Annotated in this window: 20 protein-coding genes; all 20 read left to right on the top strand. The window is 59.2% G+C overall.

Features of this window, described 5'->3' with window-relative positions; genetic code table 11:
• The first annotated feature begins 256 nt into the window (after window positions 1–256).
• The 20 genes from glmM to D7X94_RS09040 all read left to right on the top strand — a co-directional run bounded on the left by glmM (window position 257) and on the right by D7X94_RS09040 (window position 17,692).
• Window positions 257–1,609 carry a phosphoglucosamine mutase gene (gene glmM / locus D7X94_RS09140; protein ID WP_120427432.1) on the top strand — a complete coding sequence of 451 codons (1,353 nt, stop codon included), beginning with the start codon at window positions 257–259 and terminating at the stop codon, window positions 1,607–1,609.
• A gap of 415 nt (window positions 1,610–2,024) precedes the next feature.
• Entirely contained in the window at window positions 2,025–2,960 is a 936-nt protein-coding gene (locus tag D7X94_RS09135; protein ID WP_120427406.1) for a class I SAM-dependent methyltransferase, read from the top strand.
• A gap of 119 nt (window positions 2,961–3,079) precedes the next feature.
• The gene (locus D7X94_RS09130; protein WP_120427405.1) at window positions 3,080–3,583 is read left to right on the top strand and encodes a 2'-5' RNA ligase family protein; all 504 of its coding nucleotides are present in this window, start codon (window positions 3,080–3,082) and stop codon (window positions 3,581–3,583) included.
• Complete coding sequence (locus D7X94_RS09125; RefSeq protein WP_120427404.1) at window positions 3,573–3,941, top strand: DUF4180 domain-containing protein; 369 nt, start codon at window positions 3,573–3,575, stop codon at window positions 3,939–3,941. The genes D7X94_RS09130 and D7X94_RS09125 overlap by 11 nt, the downstream gene beginning before the upstream one ends.
• Before the next feature lie 24 nt (window positions 3,942–3,965).
• A complete protein-coding gene (locus D7X94_RS09120; protein ID WP_120427403.1) occupies window positions 3,966–4,835 on the top strand; it encodes a class I SAM-dependent methyltransferase in 870 nt (289 codons plus the stop codon).
• A gap of 135 nt (window positions 4,836–4,970) precedes the next feature.
• Window positions 4,971–5,327: a hypothetical protein gene (locus tag D7X94_RS09115; protein WP_120427402.1), complete on the top strand. Its 357-nt coding sequence runs from the start codon at window positions 4,971–4,973 to the stop codon at window positions 5,325–5,327.
• Window positions 5,303–5,995, top strand: a complete 693-nt coding sequence (locus D7X94_RS09110) for an NUDIX hydrolase N-terminal domain-containing protein (RefSeq protein ID WP_442857896.1) — start codon at window positions 5,303–5,305, stop codon at window positions 5,993–5,995. Before D7X94_RS09115 ends, D7X94_RS09110 begins: the two co-directional genes overlap by 25 nt.
• A gap of 19 nt (window positions 5,996–6,014) precedes the next feature.
• On the top strand, window positions 6,015–6,896 hold the full coding sequence (locus D7X94_RS09105) for an energy-coupling factor transporter ATPase (RefSeq protein WP_120427430.1): 882 nt from the start codon (window positions 6,015–6,017) through the stop codon (window positions 6,894–6,896).
• Window positions 6,893–7,030 (top strand): aminoglycoside 6-adenylyltransferase, encoded by a 138-nt coding sequence (locus D7X94_RS09100; RefSeq protein ID WP_158590966.1) that lies wholly within the window; start codon window positions 6,893–6,895, stop codon window positions 7,028–7,030. Before D7X94_RS09105 ends, D7X94_RS09100 begins: the two co-directional genes overlap by 4 nt.
• Window positions 7,030–7,287, top strand: coding sequence for a hypothetical protein (locus D7X94_RS09095; protein WP_243111239.1), 258 nt, complete (start codon window positions 7,030–7,032; stop codon window positions 7,285–7,287). Before D7X94_RS09100 ends, D7X94_RS09095 begins: the two co-directional genes overlap by 1 nt.
• A 39-nt stretch (window positions 7,288–7,326) precedes the next feature.
• Window positions 7,327–8,202 carry an energy-coupling factor transporter ATPase gene (locus D7X94_RS09090; RefSeq protein WP_120427400.1) on the top strand — a complete coding sequence of 292 codons (876 nt, stop codon included), beginning with the start codon at window positions 7,327–7,329 and terminating at the stop codon, window positions 8,200–8,202.
• The gene (locus D7X94_RS09085) at window positions 8,192–9,007 is read left to right on the top strand and encodes an energy-coupling factor transporter transmembrane component T family protein (RefSeq protein WP_120427399.1); all 816 of its coding nucleotides are present in this window, start codon (window positions 8,192–8,194) and stop codon (window positions 9,005–9,007) included. Before D7X94_RS09090 ends, D7X94_RS09085 begins: the two co-directional genes overlap by 11 nt.
• A gap of 12 nt (window positions 9,008–9,019) precedes the next feature.
• Window positions 9,020–9,580 carry a YdeI/OmpD-associated family protein gene (locus D7X94_RS09080; RefSeq protein ID WP_120427398.1) on the top strand — a complete coding sequence of 187 codons (561 nt, stop codon included), beginning with the start codon at window positions 9,020–9,022 and terminating at the stop codon, window positions 9,578–9,580.
• Between the two features lie 49 nt (window positions 9,581–9,629).
• A complete protein-coding gene (gene truA, locus D7X94_RS09075; protein ID WP_120427397.1) occupies window positions 9,630–10,373 on the top strand; it encodes a tRNA pseudouridine(38-40) synthase TruA in 744 nt (247 codons plus the stop codon).
• A gap of 69 nt (window positions 10,374–10,442) precedes the next feature.
• Window positions 10,443–11,753: a DUF5711 family protein gene (locus D7X94_RS09070; protein ID WP_120427396.1), complete on the top strand. Its 1,311-nt coding sequence runs from the start codon at window positions 10,443–10,445 to the stop codon at window positions 11,751–11,753.
• A gap of 242 nt (window positions 11,754–11,995) precedes the next feature.
• Entirely contained in the window at window positions 11,996–12,694 is a 699-nt protein-coding gene (locus D7X94_RS09065) for a CvpA family protein (RefSeq protein WP_120427395.1), read from the top strand.
• A 94-nt stretch (window positions 12,695–12,788) separates the two neighbouring features.
• Complete coding sequence (locus D7X94_RS09060) at window positions 12,789–13,400, top strand: CDP-alcohol phosphatidyltransferase family protein (protein WP_120427394.1); 612 nt, start codon at window positions 12,789–12,791, stop codon at window positions 13,398–13,400.
• A gap of 5 nt (window positions 13,401–13,405) precedes the next feature.
• Window positions 13,406–14,071 (top strand): Type 1 glutamine amidotransferase-like domain-containing protein, encoded by a 666-nt coding sequence (locus D7X94_RS09055; RefSeq protein WP_158590965.1) that lies wholly within the window; start codon window positions 13,406–13,408, stop codon window positions 14,069–14,071.
• 829 nt (window positions 14,072–14,900) lie between these two features.
• The gene (locus tag D7X94_RS09045) at window positions 14,901–17,186 is read left to right on the top strand and encodes an ATP-dependent Clp protease ATP-binding subunit (RefSeq protein ID WP_120427429.1); all 2,286 of its coding nucleotides are present in this window, start codon (window positions 14,901–14,903) and stop codon (window positions 17,184–17,186) included.
• Window positions 17,183–17,692, top strand: a complete 510-nt coding sequence (locus D7X94_RS09040) for a GNAT family N-acetyltransferase (protein ID WP_120427391.1) — start codon at window positions 17,183–17,185, stop codon at window positions 17,690–17,692. The genes D7X94_RS09045 and D7X94_RS09040 overlap by 4 nt, the downstream gene beginning before the upstream one ends.
• Window positions 17,693–17,716 lie beyond the last annotated feature (24 nt).

The raw sequence follows: 17,716 nt of genomic DNA, 5'->3' as shown, positions 1-17,716 counted from the left end.
CCTTGTCTTACGATCATATACCATAATAGTCGATACTTTATTGAGCGATTGTGCGCGCTGCCGCTTGTCTTTCAGAAAGTATACTTTATTGAGACCTTGGGGACGCTGTCCCCACACTCTGCGGCCTTTGAGAAAGCTCGCAGAGTGTGGGGCAGCGCCCCACGGTCTTGCCGTAAGGCGCGGGAGTCCCACAGTATTGCTCCAGAAAAGAATGGATTTTCATTTTTATATTTTTTTAGAAAGCGAAGGTGTTTTTATGGGCAGACTATTCGGAACAGACGGAATCAGAGGCATCGCCAACAGGGACCTGACCTGCGAGCTGGCCACCCAGCTGGGCCGGGCGGCGGCGCAGGTGCTGACGAACAAATCCAACCGCCATCCCCGGGTATTGATCGGCAAGGACACCCGGCTCTCCTCCGACATGCTGGAGAACGCCATGGCGGCGGGGCTGTGCAGCATCGGGGCCAGCGTGGTGACCCTGGGCGTAGTGCCCACCCCCGCCGTGGCCTATCTGGTGGAGAAGTACAAGGCGGACGCGGGCATCATGATTTCCGCCTCCCACAACTCCTTTGAGTACAACGGCATCAAGATCTTCTCCGGGGACGGCTTCAAGCTGCCGGACGACCTGGAGGAGCGCATCGAGGACATCATCCTGGGCAAGACGGACATCTCCGGCCAGTTGCCGGCGGACGGCGGCATCGGCACCGTGACACGGGCGGAAACCGCCGTCCGGGACTATATTGAGCATGTGAAGAGCACGGTGCACTTTGCCCTGGACGGCATGAAGATCGCCGTGGACTGCGCCAACGGCTCCGCCAGCGCCACCGCCGAGACCCTGTTCACCGAGCTGGGCGCCCAGGCCGTCATGCTGAACCAGAGCCCGGACGGCGTAAACGTGAACCGGGACTGCGGGTCCACCCACATGGAGGGGCTCATCGAATATGTGCGCACCCATGAGCTGGACGCGGGCGTGGCCTTTGACGGGGACGCGGACCGGTGCCTGATGGTGGACGAGACCGGCAATTTCGTGGACGGGGACTTCATCATGGCCATCTGCGCCCTGGACATGAAGAGCCGGGGCAAACTGAATAAGAACACGGTGGTGGGCACCATCATGACGAACCTGGGCTTCCAGAAATTTTGCCAGGACAACGGGATGCGCTTCGAGGCCACCAAGGTGGGCGACCGGTATGTGTTGGAGCAGATGCGCCTGGAGGGCTACAGCTTTGGCGGCGAGCAGAGCGGCCATGTGATCTTCCGGGATTTCGCCACCACCGGCGACGGCCAGCTCACCGCCTGCCAGCTGCTGAGCCTGCTCCACCGGCGGCAGGCGAAGCTCTCCTCTCTGGCTACGGCCATGCAGCGCTACCCCCAGACCATGGTAAACATCCAGGTCACGCCCGAGGGGAAGCTGGGCTTCTACACCGACCAGCGGGTGCGGGCGGTGATCGACAAGGTCAGCGGCGTGCTGGGAGACGAGGGCAGGGTGATTGTGCGGCCCAGCGGCACCGAGCCCCTGCTGCGGGTGATGGTAGAGGGCCGGGACGAGGCCCAGATCCAGGAGCTGGCCAAGGAAGTGGCGGACGTGATCCGGGAGGAGCTGTGCTGATTCCCCATATGGCGTTGTTATATGGGGGGAACGGTGGGCTCGGCGGCGCGGCAAGGAGCACAGTGCTTGGCCGGGCGAGTTGGCTGGGAAGCTGTGCCCGTAGCTGGCTTTCTCGTGGTCCAAGGGCTTCTCGAGTCTCGCCTGCCGGCTCGGTCGGTTCGCGGCGTGTCTGCCACTGGCAGACGCTCACCCCTCAAACTCCTCGCCGGCTTAAGACCAGCTGGACCGGTCAATGTTATCCATCGGAAATGTCTGCGACGAACGAAGTGAGGAAGCAGGGTAAAAGTTTTTGATCAAACTTTTTTCAAAAAGTTTGTGGGGTTTTGGGGCGACAATCGCCTGTGGCGATTTCCCGTCGCCGACCGAGCCGGCAGGCGAGATCTAACGCCCCAAGGTCTTAAAGGAGGAGAGAGACATGAACGAAAGCTATAGCCAGAAAATTTCGGAGCGTCAATGGAACCAGCCGGACAAGGGAGAGCGGGAGAGCCGGCGGGAGGCCACCTTTATCGACGACATTGTCCAGAAGGACCATCTGGAGCGCCAGGTGCTGGCCGCGCTGGAGGGCGCGGAGACCGTGTTCGACGGCGGAGCCGGAAGCGGCCGCTTCTCTATCCTGCTGGCAAAGCGGGGGCTTCGGGTCACCCATTTCGACATCTCGAAGCCCATGATTGAAAAGGCCAGGGAACTGGCGGCGGAGGCCGGGGTGCTGGACCGGATGGAGTTCGTCCAGGGGGCGCTGGAGGACCTCTCCGCCTATCGGGACGGGCAGTTCGATCTGGTGTTCTCCTTCGACGCCCCCGTGTCCTACACCTGGCCCAACCAGGAGCGGGTGATCGGGGAGCTGGCCAGAATATGCGGGAAGAGGCTGCTCCTCAGCGTCGCCTCCCGGCTGGGTTCCCTGCCCTATCTGGCGGACCCCATCCAGAAGAGCCACTATATCCTGGACGAGAACTGCGGCGACCCCTTCGTGGACTGGTGCCTGAGCCATCGGGAGGAGATGGTGGAGAATTTCCGCTTTGACCGGGCGGGAATGGAGAAGCTGCTGGCCGAGGGGCTCATGGGCGGACAGGCGGAAATAGACGAGTACGAGCGGGGCGGCGCGCCCTGGTGCATCACCTATAGCTTTCTGCCCGAGGAGCTGCGGGGGATCCTGGAGGGGCTGGGGATGAAAAACATCCGCATGGCCGGGCCCGGAGCCTATGCCCGCAGCATATCCTGGGAGATTCTGCGGAAGATCATGGAGGACCCGGAGCAGAGGCGGGACTTCCTGGACTTCTGCTATGAGTATGACCAGAACCCCTACGTGCTGGGCATGGGCAAGGACAATCTGTTCGCCAGCGCGGAGAAGTAGAGGGCCGCGAGCGCAGACGCGCGGTTTTCGCGGCTGCCTTGTGCCGCAGGCGCAAGTTTCAGCGAGCGGCCGGGGAGCGGGGAGGCTTCCGGGGCCGGAAAGGATGGAGGGGGACAGACGTGGAGAAGTTTTTTTGTGTGCTGGGGATCTACGACGGGGCCACCCAGCACAGGCTGGAAGAATATCAACGGGCCATTCTGGACCAGGGCTTTGCCGGCCGGCAGACCATGGGCATCCCCTTCCATGTGACCTTGGGGACCTTCGGCCTGGAGCGCCGGGAGGAGCTGCTGGAAAAGCTGCGCGGCCTCTGCATGGAGCCGGTGGAGGTATTCTTCAACCATATGGGGATGTTTGAGGGGCAGCGGGTGCTCTTTCTGGCCCCGGACGTGAGCCGGGAGCTGCTGGACCTCAAGGAGCATTTCAGCGATGAAAAGGGCTGGACGGCCCACACCACCATGCTGATCGACGAGAGGGACCGGGTCCTGCGGGCCGGGGAGATTCTGGGGGAGCGGTTCCGGCGGTTCTCCGGGAGGATCACCGGCGCGGCGCTCTACGAGTTCTTCCCCTCAAAAAAGCTGGGGGAGCGGAATTTGGAGTGGAGAGGAGCCGAACATGACAATTAGGAAACTTACGGAAAACGGCGTTCTTGTCGCCCTGGTGGAGGATGAGGGGAAGCTAATCACCGGCCCCCAGGAGGCCCTGGATTTGGCCATGACCGTAAAATATGAGACCGGGGCCCAGCGGCTTGTCCTGCCCAAAAGGCTGGTGGCGGAGGAATTCTTCATCCTCAGCAGCGGGATGGCCGGGGAGATTTTGCAGAAATACGTCAATTACCAGATAAAATTGGCTGTTTTTTTGGGGGGTTCCCGCTATACCAGCAAGCCGCTGCATGATTTTATCTACGAATCCAACCAGGGCAGGGACTTCTTCTTCGTGGAGACAGAGGAAGAAGCTGTGCGCAGGCTTACGGAGGCGATTTGACCTGGATGAGGAGGAGTGTGGAGCATGAGGACGGCGGAGTGGAAGGACTATGAGCTGATCGACACGTCGGCGGGTGAGCGGCTGGAACGCTGGGGGGACATCCTCCTGATCCGGCCGGACCCGCAGATCATCTGGAACAGCGAAAAGCGGGACCCCCGCTGGCAGGACGCCCACGCACGGTATTTCCGGTCCAACAAGGGGGGCGGCCACTGGGAGGCCTACAAAAAAATCCCGGACGTCTGGCAGATCGGCTGGCGGGGGCTCAGCTTCCGGCTGAAGCCCATGGGCTTCAAGCACACGGGGCTTTTCCCGGAGCAGGCAGTGAACTGGGCCTTCGCCATGGAGAAGATCCGGGAGGCCGGACGGCCGGTGAAGGTGCTGAACCTGTTCGGCTACACCGGGGCGGCCACCCTGGCCTGCATGAAGGCGGGGGCGGCGGTCACCCATGTGGACGCGGCGAAGGGCATGGTCCAGTGGGCAAAGGAAAACGCGGCGGCCTCGGATCTGGCGGACAGGCCGGTGCGCTGGCTGGTGGATGACTGCGTGAAGTTTGCCCAGCGGGAGCGCCGCCGGGGGAACACCTACGATGGGATCATCATGGACCCGCCCTCCTATGGCCGGGGGCCTGGGGGGGAAGTCTGGAAGCTGGAGGAGCAGCTGGACGGGCTTCTGCGCCTGTGTCTGGAGCTCCTCTCGGAAAGGCCGCTCTTTTTGATTCTGAACTCCTACACCACGGGGCTCTCCCCGGCGGTGATGGAGTATCTTCTGACCGTGCTGCTGAAGCCCCGGCTGGGGGGAAGGGTGTCGGCGGAGGAGATCGGCCTGCCAGTGACCGCCACGGGGATGGTTCTGCCCTGCGGGAACACGGCCATCTGGCAGGGAGAGGGACGCTAGCCCCCGCCGCCCGCATTTGCTTCGCAAATGCTCCCCGGGAAAGGGGTCCCGCCGCAGGCGGAACACCTTTCCCGGGTGAGGCCCATTCGGAGAATGGGCCGGGCGGCGGGGATTAGGGGAAAGGAGGATTGCGGTATGCAGAAGTGGAGCTATCTGGCGGCGGCCGTGGCCTGGATCCTGTCCATGATCTACGAGTGGATGTGGAACGGCGGGAAGATCGTGCAGTATCTGGCCTGGGGGGCCATCGGTGTCACGGTGCTGGTGGGCCTGATGGTCCGCAGCGCCACAAAGGGCGGCTCCGGCCGGCAGGTGAAGGCCATGGAGTGGTTCCTGCTGGCGGCGCTGATGGTGGCCCTGTTCTATTCCATGGTGGAGCACACGGCAAAGCAGCACCTGACCCATGTGCCCGTGCTGCCCCTGTATTTGATTCTCTTTCTGGACTTTTTCCTCTCGGGCTGTTATACTTGGTGGAAGAAGCAGAAGAGGCCATGACAGAATTGCGCCAGAGGCTGGCCTTGTCCGGCGTGTGGGAGGAAGCTGCGGGTATGAAGGATCAAATCATCGAGTGGGCCAAGGAGCTCCAGAGCCTGGCGCAGGCCGGGCTGTTTTACGGCAGGGATCCCTTTGATCAGGAGAGGTATGGGAGAATCCGGGAGATCTCCGCTGAAATGCTGGCGGACAGGACGGGCATTCCGGTAAAAACCGTTCAGGGCTTGTTCTGCAATGATACGGGATACCAGACGCCCAAGGTGGATACCCGGGCGGCTGTCTTTCAAGACGGGAAGATTCTCTTGGTCCAGGAGCGGGACGGGCTCTGGTCCATGCCGGGCGGGTGGTGTGAGTATAACCTGTCTCCCGCAGAAAACACGGTGAAGGAAGCCAGGGAAGAGGCCGGGGTCCATGTGGCGGTGAAGAGGCTGATTTCCGTGCAGGACCGCGACAAGCACAATCAGCCCCCTTACGCCTATGGCGTGGTGAAGATTTTCTATCTGTGCGAGCTGCTTGGAGGCGGCTTCACACCCAATCTTGAGACCACGAAAAGCGGGTACTTTTCCTTGGAAGAGCTGCCCCCCTTGGCGGAGGCAAAATGCAACGAGGAACAGGTTCATATGTGCTTTCAGTCGTATCAAGCGGAGAACTGGTCCGCGCAGTTTGACTAAGAACCTGTCTGCGGCCGGAATGAGAATGGAGGGGAAAAATTTGGCGTTTATAGAGGCGCGGGGCGTGCGCTTCTCCTATGACACGGAGGAGGGCGCGGCCAGAGAGGTTCTGCACGGGATCGACCTGGACATTGAACAGGGGGAGTTCGTGGCCCTGCTGGGGCATAACGGCTGCGGCAAGTCCACCATGGCCAAGCTCTTCAACGGGATGCTGGTCCCGGATGGGGGCGCCCTCACGGTGGGCGGGGTGGATACCCGTCTGGAGGACCGGCAGATGGAGGTGCGCCGTCAGGTGGGGCTGGTGCTCCAGAATCCGGACAACCAGCTGGTGGCCGGCGTGGTGGAGGAGGACGTGGCCTTCGGTCCAGAGAACCTGGGAGTGCCCCCTGTGGAGATTCGCCGCCGGGTGGACGAGGCCCTCAAGGCCGTGGACATGTACCACTACCGGACCCACGCCCCCCACAAGCTGTCCGGCGGGCAGAAGCAGCGGGTGGCCATCGCGGGGGTGATCGCCATGGAGACCCGGTGCATTGTGCTGGACGAGCCCACCGCCATGCTGGACCCCCGGGGCCGCACGGAGGTCATGGACACCATCCAGAAGCTGAATCGGGAGAAGGGCATCACTATCATCCTCATCACCCACTATATGGACGAGGCGGTCCAGGCCGGCCGGGTGGTGGTGATGGACGAGGGCCGGGTGCTCATGGACGGCGCCCCCCGGCAGGTGTTCAGCGACGTGGAGCGCCTGAAGCGCCACGGCCTGGACGTGCCCCAGGCCACGGAGCTCTGCTACCGGCTGAAGGCGGCGGGGGTGGATCTGGGCGGCTCGCCCCTCTCCGTGGAGGAATGCCTGGAGCTGTTTCGGGCGGCTCTGAAGGCGGGGGAGGGACCCGTTCTATGAGGACGCCGGAGGAGATGCTGGACCTGATTCTGCGGGTAGCCCGGGAGGACGGGAACATCCGCGCCGTGCTGCTGGTGGGATCCCGGGCGGATCCGGACTGCCCCAAGGACCCCTATTGGCGGCAATGGTCCTAATGAGTATCGGCTATATCATTCTTGCCGGAATTATGGGAATCAAATGGAGACTTCTTACCCGCATGACCGGGAGTATATGGGCAGGACTTGGCGATCATCTATTCAATAATACTGTTGCCACAAATATGCTGCACGTCGTCTCTCTAAAGGGCGCGGACGAATTACAGATTGTCCGCATTATGGTCGCCCAGCTTATTTCTTTTGGCTTTATATTGATCGTTTATTATTGCAAGAACAAAAAAGCAAATAAATTCTAGTTTGTATCCCCATAACACGGGAAGCGGAGGCGGCTTATCATGCCAATTTTAGAAACCAAAAACCTCACATATATCTACGGCCAGGGCACGCCCTTTGAGAAAACCGCTGTGGAGGACGTGTCCATCGCCATTGAAAAAGGGGAGTTCATCGGCGTCATCGGCCACACGGGCAGCGGCAAGTCCACCTTGATCCAGATGCTCAACGGCCTCATCCGGCCCACCTCCGGCCAGGTACTCCTAGAGGGGCGGGATATTTGGGTGGAGCCCAAGAAAATCCGGGCGGTGCGCTTTCAGGTGGGCATGGTGTTCCAGTATCCGGAGTACCAGCTCTTTGAGGAGACGGTGCTGAAAGACATCATGTTCGGCCCCAAAAACCAGGGCCTCGACGACCAGCAGGCCAGGAACCGGGCCCTTGAGGCGGCGCGCTTTACCGGCCTGAAAGAGGAGCTGCTGGAGAAGTCTCCCTTTGAGCTGTCCGGGGGCGAAAAACGCCGGGCGGCCATCGCCGGGGTGATCGCCATGGACCCGGAGGTGCTGATCCTGGACGAGCCCACCGCCGGGCTGGACCCCCGGGGCCGAGACGTGCTGCTGGCCCAGATCAGTCAGTACCACCGGGAGCGGGGCAATACGGTGCTGCTGGTGTCCCACAGCATGGAGGACATCGGCCGCACGGCGGACCGGATTCTGGTGATGAACGGCGGGCATAAGGCCTACCTGGCCCCCACCCGGGAGGTGTTCTCCCAGGGGGAGGCCCTGGAGGCCATGGGGCTGCGGGTGCCCCAGATCACCAAGATCATGCAGGAGCTTGGGAAGCTGGGCTGTCCGGTAGACCCGGCCACCCTCACGGTAGACCACGCCCTCAAGCAGCTGATCCCCTATTTCAAGGAGAAAGGAGGAAGCGCCCGTGCTCTCTGACATCACCCTGGGCCAGTATTTCCCGGCGGCATCTGTGCTGCACAAAGCAGACCCCCGGCTAAAAATCTGCCTGACGGTATTTGCCATTGTGTTGATTTTCTCAGCCGGAAATTTCTTTTCCCTGGCTCTGGCAGTGGGATATATTGCCCTGGGCATGGTCATGTCCAGAATCCCGGTGAAACTCTATCTTCGCAGCTTAAAGCCGATTTTGTTCATCATCATATTCACGGCGGTGCTGAACATCTTCTATGGGACCGGCGAACCTCTCTGGCAGCTAGGGCCTTTCAAAATCACCCAAAACGGCCTTCTGAACTGCCTGTTTGTGTCCATCCGGATCATCGTGCTAATCTTGGCCAGCTCGGTGCTCACCTTCACCACCTCCCCTACCCAGCTCACCGACGCCATTGAGCGGCTGCTGCGGCCCCTCTCTAAGCTGCGGGTGCCGGTGCATGAGTTCGCCATGATGATGACAATTGCCCTGCGGTTCGTGCCTCTGCTGCTGGAGGAGACGGATAAGATCATGAGTGCCCAGAAGGCCCGGGGGGCGGATATGGAAAGCGGCGGGATCATCCAGAGAATCCGGGCCCTGGTGCCGGTGCTGATCCCCCTGTTCGTGTCGGCTTTCCGCCGGGCCTTTGATCTGGCCACAGCCATGGAAAGCCGGTGCTATCAGGGCGGCGAGGGCCGCACCAAGATGAAGCAGCTCCATTTCGGCACAGTGGATTGGCTGGTGCTCAGCTCGGCAGTGGCCGTGCTGGCCGGGTTCGTGCTGCTGAATCTGTTCGCGCCGTCCATCGCGCGGTAAGGAGGAGAGGACATGAGCGGAACGATGGAGTTTTCCAGCAGGGAGGAATTCCGGAAATGGCTTTCTAAGAATTGCCGGACAAGCCCCGGCGTCTGGCTCTTGTTCGGCAAAGCCGGCGGTCCAAAAACCATAAAGGCAGGAGAGGCTCTGGAAGAGGCGCTTTGCTTTGGATGGATCGATGGGCAGATGCAAAGTCTTGGCAGCAAGACGTATCGGAAATATTTTTCCATGCGCAGGGAGAAGAGCACATGGTCGGAAAAGAATAAAGCGCTGGCCAAAAGTCTGGAAGAGCAGGGGCTTATGACTGACTTCGGCCGAGCGAAAATAGAAGAAGCGAAAAAGAACGGCCTGTGGAAGGCGCCCAGACCCATGGCGGTGACAGAAGAGCAGATCGCCCAGGTTTCCGCGCTGCTGGAGGGGAATGAGCCCGCGTATACAAACTTTCTGGCTATGCCCCCGTCCGTTCAGAAAACCTATACCCGGGCATATTTTGACGCAAAGACTGATGCCGGGCGGGAGAGGCGGATCGCCTGGATGACAGATAGGCTTAACAGGAATTTGAAGCCCATGTGAAGGCTTCGCATCCCCTTGCCCCGGCGCGGCGGAGAAAGGAGCGCTGCCTATGCGCAATCTGCTTTTCACCATTGCCTATGATGGCACGAATTATCACGGCTGGCAGATCCAGGAAAATGCCCAAACGGTACAGGGGGCCTTTCAGGAGGCCCTCTTCAAGGCCACAGGCCTGCGGGAGGACCTGAAAGCCTGCTCCCGCACGGACACCGGGGTCCACGCCCGGGCGTTCTGCCTGAGCCTCCAGACTGAGAGCCGGATCTCCCCAGAGCGGATGACGGCCGCCTTGAACCACTGGCTTCCGGAAGATATCGCGGTAAAAGCCTGCCGGGAGGTCCCTGGAGAATTCCATGCCCGGTATAGCTGCAAGGGCAAGGAGTATTGCTATGAGATCTGGAACCACCCGGTGCGGGAACCGTTTTTGCGGGACCGCGCCCTGCACTACTGGTATCCCATAGATGCTGACCTGCTGGACCGGGCCGCAAAACAGTACCTGGGGACCCATGACTTCACTTCTTTTTGTACCCTGGACCGGCGGGAAAAAGGAGACCTGACCCGTACTGTCACAGAATCCAGGGTAGAGCGCCGGGGGGACCTGGTAATATTCACTGTGGCGGCGGATGGTTTTTTATACAACATGGTACGCATCATGGTTGGCACCCTGCTCCGGGTCCAGCAGAGAAAGCTCTGCCCCGGGGATATCCCGGAGATTCTTGCCGCCAAGGACCGGGCGGCTGCGGGGCCTACCGCTCCGGCCTGCGGATTATATCTGAACCGTGTATTTTATGAGGAATAGAGAACGAAAGGGAGCGACCTCGGCGGTTTGGCTCCGTAAGGCCGCCAGGCATAGAAGGAAAGGGAAGAAATGGCAAAACATAGCAAGCATCAGGAGACCAAAGTCATCCACCTGAAGGACTACCGGCCGGACCAAGGTATAGAGCAGCCGAAAGTCCAATATGAATATGACAGCGAGGCCGGGGAGGACTTTCTGGCGGAGGGGGAAGAGGACCAGCACCAGAAACGGGAACAGCGCCACCTGCCGAAAGCAGTGTATCACATTTGCCTGGTACTGCTGGCGGTGGTCATTGGCTTGTCATTGTGGATGAACAGGGAATACCTAAACTGGGATACCCTGAAGGAATGGGCGGTGCTGCAAATTCGAGGGGAAGAGAACGGAGACGGCTTTCCAGTGCAGATTACGGGGGCTAACGTGTACCCAAGGAACTTTATGTGCCGCAACGGCTCGGCGGTGATGCTGAGCAATACGGCTTTTACCTCTATCAACAGCCGGGGCGCCCAAGAAGCGTCCATTCAGCACAGCCTCAGCCAGCCGATACTCCAGGCCGCGGGAGGGAAATACCTGCTGTACAACCAGGGGAGTACAGGATATATGGTGATTTCGGGGGGGCAGACTGTGGTAAACAGCATAGCGGAAAGGGATATCATTACCGGATGCGTTTCTCCCCAGGGGAGCTTTGCGCTGGGGTTGGAGGGGGCCCACGGAGCCTCCAAGCTGCAAGTGTTTCTCAAGGATGGCAGCCTGCAATATGAATATCCCTTTGCCGACGACTACATAACCGCAATCGCCATGAACTATGACGGTACGTTTGGAGCGGTATGCACAGTGCGCAGCGAAAAAGGGGAGATGGTTTCCAAAGTGACCATTCTGGATTTCACCCAGACCGAGCCTGTGTCCCAGTTTGAGACGCGGAGCAACATGCTGTTGGCGGCCTATTGGGGAGAAAACGGAGTGATCTACGGTGTGGGAGACGGCGCGCTGGTGACAGGAAAATCTGCGGACTACCAGTTTACCGAATTCGACTATCAGGGCAGGCAGCTGACCGCTTTCTGCCTGGATTCCGGCCGGGCCTTCCTCTCCATTTCTGCCTATGAGCACGCGGGGGCCAGCACCCTGCTGGCCTTTAACGGAAACGAGGCTTATGGAGAGAACAACCCCGTGCGCATGGAGCTGAGTGAACGGATTGAGGCCATTTCTGTGTCCGGAGGCACGGTGGGCGTACTGGCGGGAAATCAAGCGGTGTTCCGGGACTATACTACCGGAATGGAACTGGGCCAGGCAGACGCGGGATCCGATGCCAAAAGCCTGGCTTTGGCCAGTGAACGCAAGGCATATATTTTAGGCGTCAGCGAGGTGCGGGAGGCGGAAATCGAATAGGCGGACAGAAGAGAATTTTGGGAGTTTTGAAAGAGAACTGTAAGGGGTTAGCTCTTGTGGAACGGGAGAAAATGTGTTACAATATAAGCCGTATCCGCGTTTGGAACGGCGGGGGCCGGAGAATACGGAGCCTTTTTTCCGTTTAAACCGCGCGCTTTTCAGAAGTGGAGTGTAAAAGCGAAACGCTTCTGTGGGCAGAGAGGGACACACCGTATGGCTTTCAAGCAAAAGGAGGAATACCAATGGGATATGCGCTGGATGGGATTATCTTAGGGATATGCCTGCTTTGCGTGTTAATCGGCGTGCAGAGAGGTTTTATCCGGTCGGTGGTACATTTTTTGGGCGCGGTGATTGCCGCGTGTCTGGCCTCGGCCCTGGGGGGCGTGGTAGCCCAGTGGCTGTTTGATAGTCTGTTCCGGCAGGCTATGGTGGAAAAAATCAGCGATTCCCTGCAAGGGCTGGGAGCCGAAAACGCCGCCGCCGCTGTAGAGCAGATCATAGCCTCTTTGCCGGACTTTTTGGTGCGTGCTCTAGAAGAGGCCGGGGTAACCGCCGCCTCTATTACCGGAGGAATCGGGGTGCAAACCGGCCAGGCCGCCCAGTTGATTACCGACTACCTATCCCCCGTTTTTGTAAACTTCCTGAAAGTGCTTGTGGTAATTGTTCTCTTCTCCCTGTTTATGACTCTCGTCCGGATATTGGCGGGGGTGGTGTCCAGAATGCTCCGCCTGCCCATCATCCACCAGTTGGACGGCCTGCTGGGAGGGATTTTTGGTTTCTTGCTGGCCATGGTCAGCGTGTGGATCGTGGTTGCGGCTCTGCTGGTATTTATGCCCATGCTGGACGAGGGCATGCAGCAGCAGATCAACGGCGCCCTGGACAGCTCCTTCCTTGCGGGGACGCTGATCCGCTTGAATCCCCTGCGTGGGCTTTTCAGCTGACCAGGAAAAGAGGATGCTTTCGAATCGATAGTGGCGGCTTCGCGCCGCTTGGCAGATATGGAAAAGAATTTGGGAAAAGAAGAAAGGGAACATCATGCCCCAAGAAAGAAACGCCTCACATCAAATTTTGACCGTGCCCAACGCCATGTCCCTGCTGCGAATTTTGATCGTGCCCTTTTTTGCGTGGCGCTATTTGCAGGGGCATGTGGCCCAGGCTGCGGTCTTGCTGGTGGTATCGGGCCTGACGGATATGCTGGACGGCCTGGTCGCCCGAAAATTTAACCAGATTACCGATTTGGGCAAAATGCTGGACCCCTTTGCAGATAAACTCACCCAAGGTGTGGTGGCCCTGTGCATCGCTATCCGGTTTCCGGCTATCCGCTTGCTTTTGTTACTATTTATTCTCAAAGAGCTGCTGATGCTTTGCTGTGCCCTGGTGCTGCTGAAAAAGCATAAGCGTCCCTGCGCCGCCAAATGGTACGGCAAAGTGGCCACCGTGATGTTTTATGTGTCGGTATCGGCCATTGTAGCCATGGACTGGGTGGGCCTGATGAAGCCCAACACCTTCAACATCGCGGCCTATATCATGCTGGGGCTCACCGGGCTGATGATGGCTTACGCGGCCTTCCGGTATTTCCAGATCTTTCTTTCCATCCTGCGGGACGGGGAACCGGAGGAACAGCCGCAGATTACGCGCAGGGGGTAACAGGTATGGAGCACCGTCTATTGGGATTTTTCAGTGGATTTCCCAGCCGCCATTTTCCCCGGGACGTGGCCGGGCGGCTTGCTAGGGAAATGACACAGCGGGACAGCCTGGTTTTTGTGAGCGCATGGCCAGGCGATTACGAAAGGAACGACAGCGACTGCGCCGGCATGTACGATATGTTTTTAGAGTACGGCCTGGACTTTCTGCATCATGATGTCATTGACAACCGGATGGAAGCAGCTCAGGCTGTCCGTCTGATTCAGGAGGCCTCCTGCGTTTTTCTCATGGGCGGCCACCCGGGGCTGCAAATGCGCCTGATACGGGACGCGGGTCTGGATGCCGCGATCTGTGATTTCCCGCCGGTAGTACTGGGCATCAGCGCCGGATCGATCAACATGGCCAAACGCTCCCTGGACACCAAGGAGTCCCTGGTTCCCTATGAGGGCCTAGGGCTGGCTGATATTACGGTTAAGCCGCACTTTTCACCTGACGACGAAACGGTACTGTCAACTTTACTGAAAGTTTCCCAGGAACTGCCGCTCTGCGCCATGGAGGACGACAGCGCCATTTTCCTGGCGGACGGGGAGGCCTCGCATACGGGAAGAGTCCACTGGGTTGATAAGGGCGGGATTCGCCCTTTTTTCCAGGGGAGCCAGTTTTTTCATCTGTAAGAAGGGGCCCCGGAGCGGAAATGTTAAAAGGTTGTTAATCATTCCGGGCGAGGATTGTGGTATACTTTTCGAGAGTAAGCGTGCGAAGCCGCTTGACTCTCGAATAGTATAGTTAATACGGTTCAGATTCTTTCGAATATTTGAACTGCGTTTTGTTATGCTTTTTGAGAATGAATATTTTATATGGGCGCGTGGGTGCGTGCGCTGGCTGATTGCGGAGCACAGGGCCGGGCACACCGCGCCAAGCAAAGTGAAAGGAGTTGGCTGGGTTTCGCGGTGTGTCATGAGTTTTGCTACGCAAAACTCGCCAAGCTGGGATACTCCGCCCAGAGCTGGCTGGTTCCGGTACTAGGGGAGCTTTTTATTCAGTTGCAAAAGAGATTCATCTCGTTATACGAGATGAACTCTCCGCTCCCCTCTTGCCGATGTTTTGCAAAGCAAAACTCGGACAGTTAATCGAGTGAAACGATGATTAACTGTTATTCACCACCCGCAAAATTGCGCTTCTCAGGAGTTTAAGGGCAAGACCGTGGGACGCTGCTAAGGCACACCCTGCAACCTTTGAAAAGGTTGACGAAACTTTTACCCTGGACAGCATTGACCGGTCCAGCTGGTCTTAAGCTGGCGGGGGTGTGGGGGTGAGCGTCTGCCAGTGGCAGACAAGCTGCGAACCGACCGAAGCGGCAGCTGAGACTCGCGGAGTCCCACGACCTTGCCGTAGTCGCGCCCTTTGCGACGGAGGCCACTCCGTATGACTTTCACAACATATACGATAAGAGCTTCGGGGACTGGTTAGGGCCCTCTTTTCAGAAAGGAAATCGCAATGATGATGCTGTGTACACGATGCCATAAAAGACCGGCGACAGTGTTTGTGTCCCAGTCCAGCGACGGAAGGGATATCAAGGGCTACTGTTTTGTCTGTGCTAAGGAATTGGGCATTAAGCCGGTAAACGACTTGATGGACAATATGATGAACACTCTCAAGCAGCAGACTGGTATGACGGATGAAGAGCTCCAGGAGGCCACAGAGCAGATGACCCAGATGATGCGCATGGATGCCCAGGAAGCCGGGGAGGATGGCGATGATGACGATTTCTCTCCAGGCGGCGCGGCAACACTGCCAACAGATATGCTTTTAGGCCGCCCCCCTCGGGAAGGCGCGGGCTACCGTACTGCGGAAAAGCGGGAGAACGTCCACAAGAAAAAGCGCAAGCATATCCAGAACTACTGCACGGACCTCACCGGCCGGGCCCGGGCGGGAGAGCTGGACGCCATCATCGGCCGGGAGAAGGAGATCCAGCGGGTGATCCAGATCCTCTCCCGCCGGACCAAGAACAATCCCTGCCTCATCGGCGAACCCGGCGTGGGCAAAACCGCTGTGGCGGAGGGGCTGGCCCTGCGCATCGCCCAGGGGAAGGTTCCCGCCAAGCTCCGGGAGAAGGAGATCCAGCTGCTGGACCTCACCGCCCTGGTGGCCGGCACCCAGTTCCGGGGGCAATTCGAGAGCCGGATCAAGGGTCTGGTGGACGAGGTGAAGGCCGATGGCAACGTGATCCTCTTTATCGACGAGGTGCACAATCTGGTGGGCACCGGGGACGCCGAGGGGAGCATGAACGCCGCTAATATCCTGAAACCCGCCCTATCCCGGGGAGAGATCCAGGTGATCGGGGCCACCACCTTTAACGAGTACCGGAAATATATCGAGAAGGACGCGGCTCTGGAACGGCGGTTCCAGCCGGTGACTGTGAACGAGCCCTCCATCGAGGATGCGGCCCAGGTGATTCTGGGCATCAAGAGCTATTATGAGAGCTATCACCGGGTGACGGTCTCCGAGGAGATTGCCCGGCGGATTGTGGTGCTGGCGGAGCGGTACATCAACGACCGGTATCTCCCGGATAAGGCCATCGATCTCTTAGACGAGGCCTGTGCCTGCGCCGCCCTGCGCAACAAGCGTCTGGAAGAATATGACGAGATGGAGATGAACCTGAACCGGGAACGGGTGCGGGAGCAGGACCTTTCCAATCCCAGCAGCGTCACAGTGGACTATGAGGAGCTGGCAAAAACTCACTACCGGATCGCCACCCTGGAGGAGGGGCTGGACCGCCTGCGAGGTGAGGGTGTATTCTCTCCGGTGGAGGAGCAGGACCTGGCCTATGTGATCGAGCTGTGGACCGGGATTCCCGCGTCGAAAATCGAAGAAGGGGACCTTCAGAAGCTGGCCGGGCTGGAAAGTGTGCTGGGGAAGCGGATCATTGGCCAGGAGGAGGCCATCCGGGCCGTATCCGCAGCTGTGCGCCGCAGTCGGGTACAGATCAGCCCCCGGCGCAGGCCTGCGTCCTTCATCTTTGTGGGCCCTACAGGCACAGGGAAAACCGAGCTGGTCCGAGTGCTCTCTGAGGAGCTCTTTGACGCGCCGGAAACCATGATCCGCCTGGATATGTCAGAATTTATGGAGAAGCATTCCGTCTCCAAGATTATTGGCTCCCCTCCGGGCTATGTGGGCTATGACGAAGCCGGCCAGTTGACGGAGAAGGTGCGCCGCCGGCCCTATTCGGTGCTGCTCTTCGATGAGATTGAGAAGGCGCATCCTGATGTAATGAACATCCTGCTGCAGATTTTGGACGAGGGCCGGATCACAGACGCCCACGGGCGCACGGTGAACTTCGAGAACACCGTGGTGGTCATGACCTCCAACGCGGGCAGCGAAAAGAAGGAAGGCGCCCTGGGCTTCGCCAAAACGGCGGAAGACATGAGCCGTGAAAAGGCCCAAAAGGCTCTCTCGGAGTTCCTGCGGCCGGAGTTCCTCAGCCGCATCGACGAGGTGGTGATTTTCCGTCCCCTGGACCAGGAGGACTACCGGAAGATTGCCGGACTGATGCTGGAGGAGTACGTGGGCTCTCTGAAGGAGAAGGGAGTTCTGCTGAAATATGATGAGTCCGCCTGCCGGGTGCTGGCGGAAAAGTCCATTGCCGGGAAAAGCGGAGCTAGGGATTTGCGCAATGCTATCCGCCGGGACGTGGAGGATAAAATTGCCGCGCTGCTGGTGGAGCGGGGATCGGTGAGCGCTATTGTCGTTACCGGCCAGGATGGAACAGTAAGCGTGGCTGCTCTATGATGGCGCTGCGGAGAGCGAAAGAACGGGACGTCCCCGTCATCGCCGGGCTCTACGAGCAGGCCCGGGCAGCGCTGAAAGCCGCTGGAGTGGACCAATGGCAGGACGGCTACCCTAACGGTGAAAACGCATTAGCGGACATTGCCGCCGGAAGCGGCTATGTACTGGAAGAGGACGGCCGGGTATTGGCCTATGCCTGCCTGGATTTTGGTCATGAGCCTACCTATGACGTGATTGAGCAGGGAGCATGGCTGGGCCGGGGGGAGTACGGTTTTCTTCACCGGGTGGTTGTGGACGGCGGTGCAAAAGGCCGGGGAGCGGCCGGCCTTTTCTTCGGCGAGCTGAAACGTCAGGCAAAGGAGCGGGGCGTGGAAACCGTTCGAGGGGATACTCACCGGGACAATAAGTCCATGCAGCGGGTGATGGCGAAAAACGGCCTGAAATACCGGGGGATTATTCATGTGGAGGACGGCTCGGAGCGACTGGCCTTTGAGGCGCTGATATCGTAAATTAGCTTAAGAACCGACAAAGTC

Source organism: Acutalibacter sp. 1XD8-33 (assembly GCF_003612555.1).
Lineage (GTDB): Bacteria > Bacillota > Clostridia > Oscillospirales > Acutalibacteraceae > Acutalibacter.
This window is presented reverse-complemented; position numbering and strand designations above follow the sequence as displayed.

Excerpts from the sequence above, each read along its gene's own strand:
- glmM (WP_120427432.1), top strand. The coding sequence starts at position 257 with ATGGGCAGACTATTCGGAACAGACGGAATCAGAGGCATCGCCAACAGG.
- D7X94_RS09135 (WP_120427406.1), top strand. The coding sequence starts at position 2,025 with ATGAACGAAAGCTATAGCCAGAAAATTTCGGAGCGTCAATGGAACCAG.
- D7X94_RS09125 (WP_120427404.1), top strand. The coding sequence starts at position 3,573 with ATGACAATTAGGAAACTTACGGAAAACGGCGTTCTTGTCGCCCTGGTG.
- D7X94_RS09120 (WP_120427403.1), top strand. The coding sequence starts at position 3,966 with ATGAGGACGGCGGAGTGGAAGGACTATGAGCTGATCGACACGTCGGCG.
- D7X94_RS09115 (WP_120427402.1), top strand. The coding sequence starts at position 4,971 with ATGCAGAAGTGGAGCTATCTGGCGGCGGCCGTGGCCTGGATCCTGTCC.
- D7X94_RS09105 (WP_120427430.1), top strand. The coding sequence starts at position 6,015 with ATGAGAATGGAGGGGAAAAATTTGGCGTTTATAGAGGCGCGGGGCGTG.
- D7X94_RS09100 (WP_158590966.1), top strand. The coding sequence starts at position 6,893 with ATGAGGACGCCGGAGGAGATGCTGGACCTGATTCTGCGGGTAGCCCGG.
- D7X94_RS09095 (WP_243111239.1), top strand. The coding sequence starts at position 7,030 with ATGAGTATCGGCTATATCATTCTTGCCGGAATTATGGGAATCAAATGG.
- D7X94_RS09090 (WP_120427400.1), top strand. The coding sequence starts at position 7,327 with ATGCCAATTTTAGAAACCAAAAACCTCACATATATCTACGGCCAGGGC.
- D7X94_RS09080 (WP_120427398.1), top strand. The coding sequence starts at position 9,020 with ATGAGCGGAACGATGGAGTTTTCCAGCAGGGAGGAATTCCGGAAATGG.
- truA (WP_120427397.1), top strand. The coding sequence starts at position 9,630 with ATGCGCAATCTGCTTTTCACCATTGCCTATGATGGCACGAATTATCAC.
- D7X94_RS09070 (WP_120427396.1), top strand. The coding sequence starts at position 10,443 with ATGGCAAAACATAGCAAGCATCAGGAGACCAAAGTCATCCACCTGAAG.
- D7X94_RS09065 (WP_120427395.1), top strand. The coding sequence starts at position 11,996 with ATGGGATATGCGCTGGATGGGATTATCTTAGGGATATGCCTGCTTTGC.
- D7X94_RS09060 (WP_120427394.1), top strand. The coding sequence starts at position 12,789 with ATGCCCCAAGAAAGAAACGCCTCACATCAAATTTTGACCGTGCCCAAC.
- D7X94_RS09055 (WP_158590965.1), top strand. The coding sequence starts at position 13,406 with ATGGAGCACCGTCTATTGGGATTTTTCAGTGGATTTCCCAGCCGCCAT.
- D7X94_RS09045 (WP_120427429.1), top strand. The coding sequence starts at position 14,901 with ATGCTGTGTACACGATGCCATAAAAGACCGGCGACAGTGTTTGTGTCC.
- D7X94_RS09040 (WP_120427391.1), top strand. The coding sequence starts at position 17,183 with ATGATGGCGCTGCGGAGAGCGAAAGAACGGGACGTCCCCGTCATCGCC.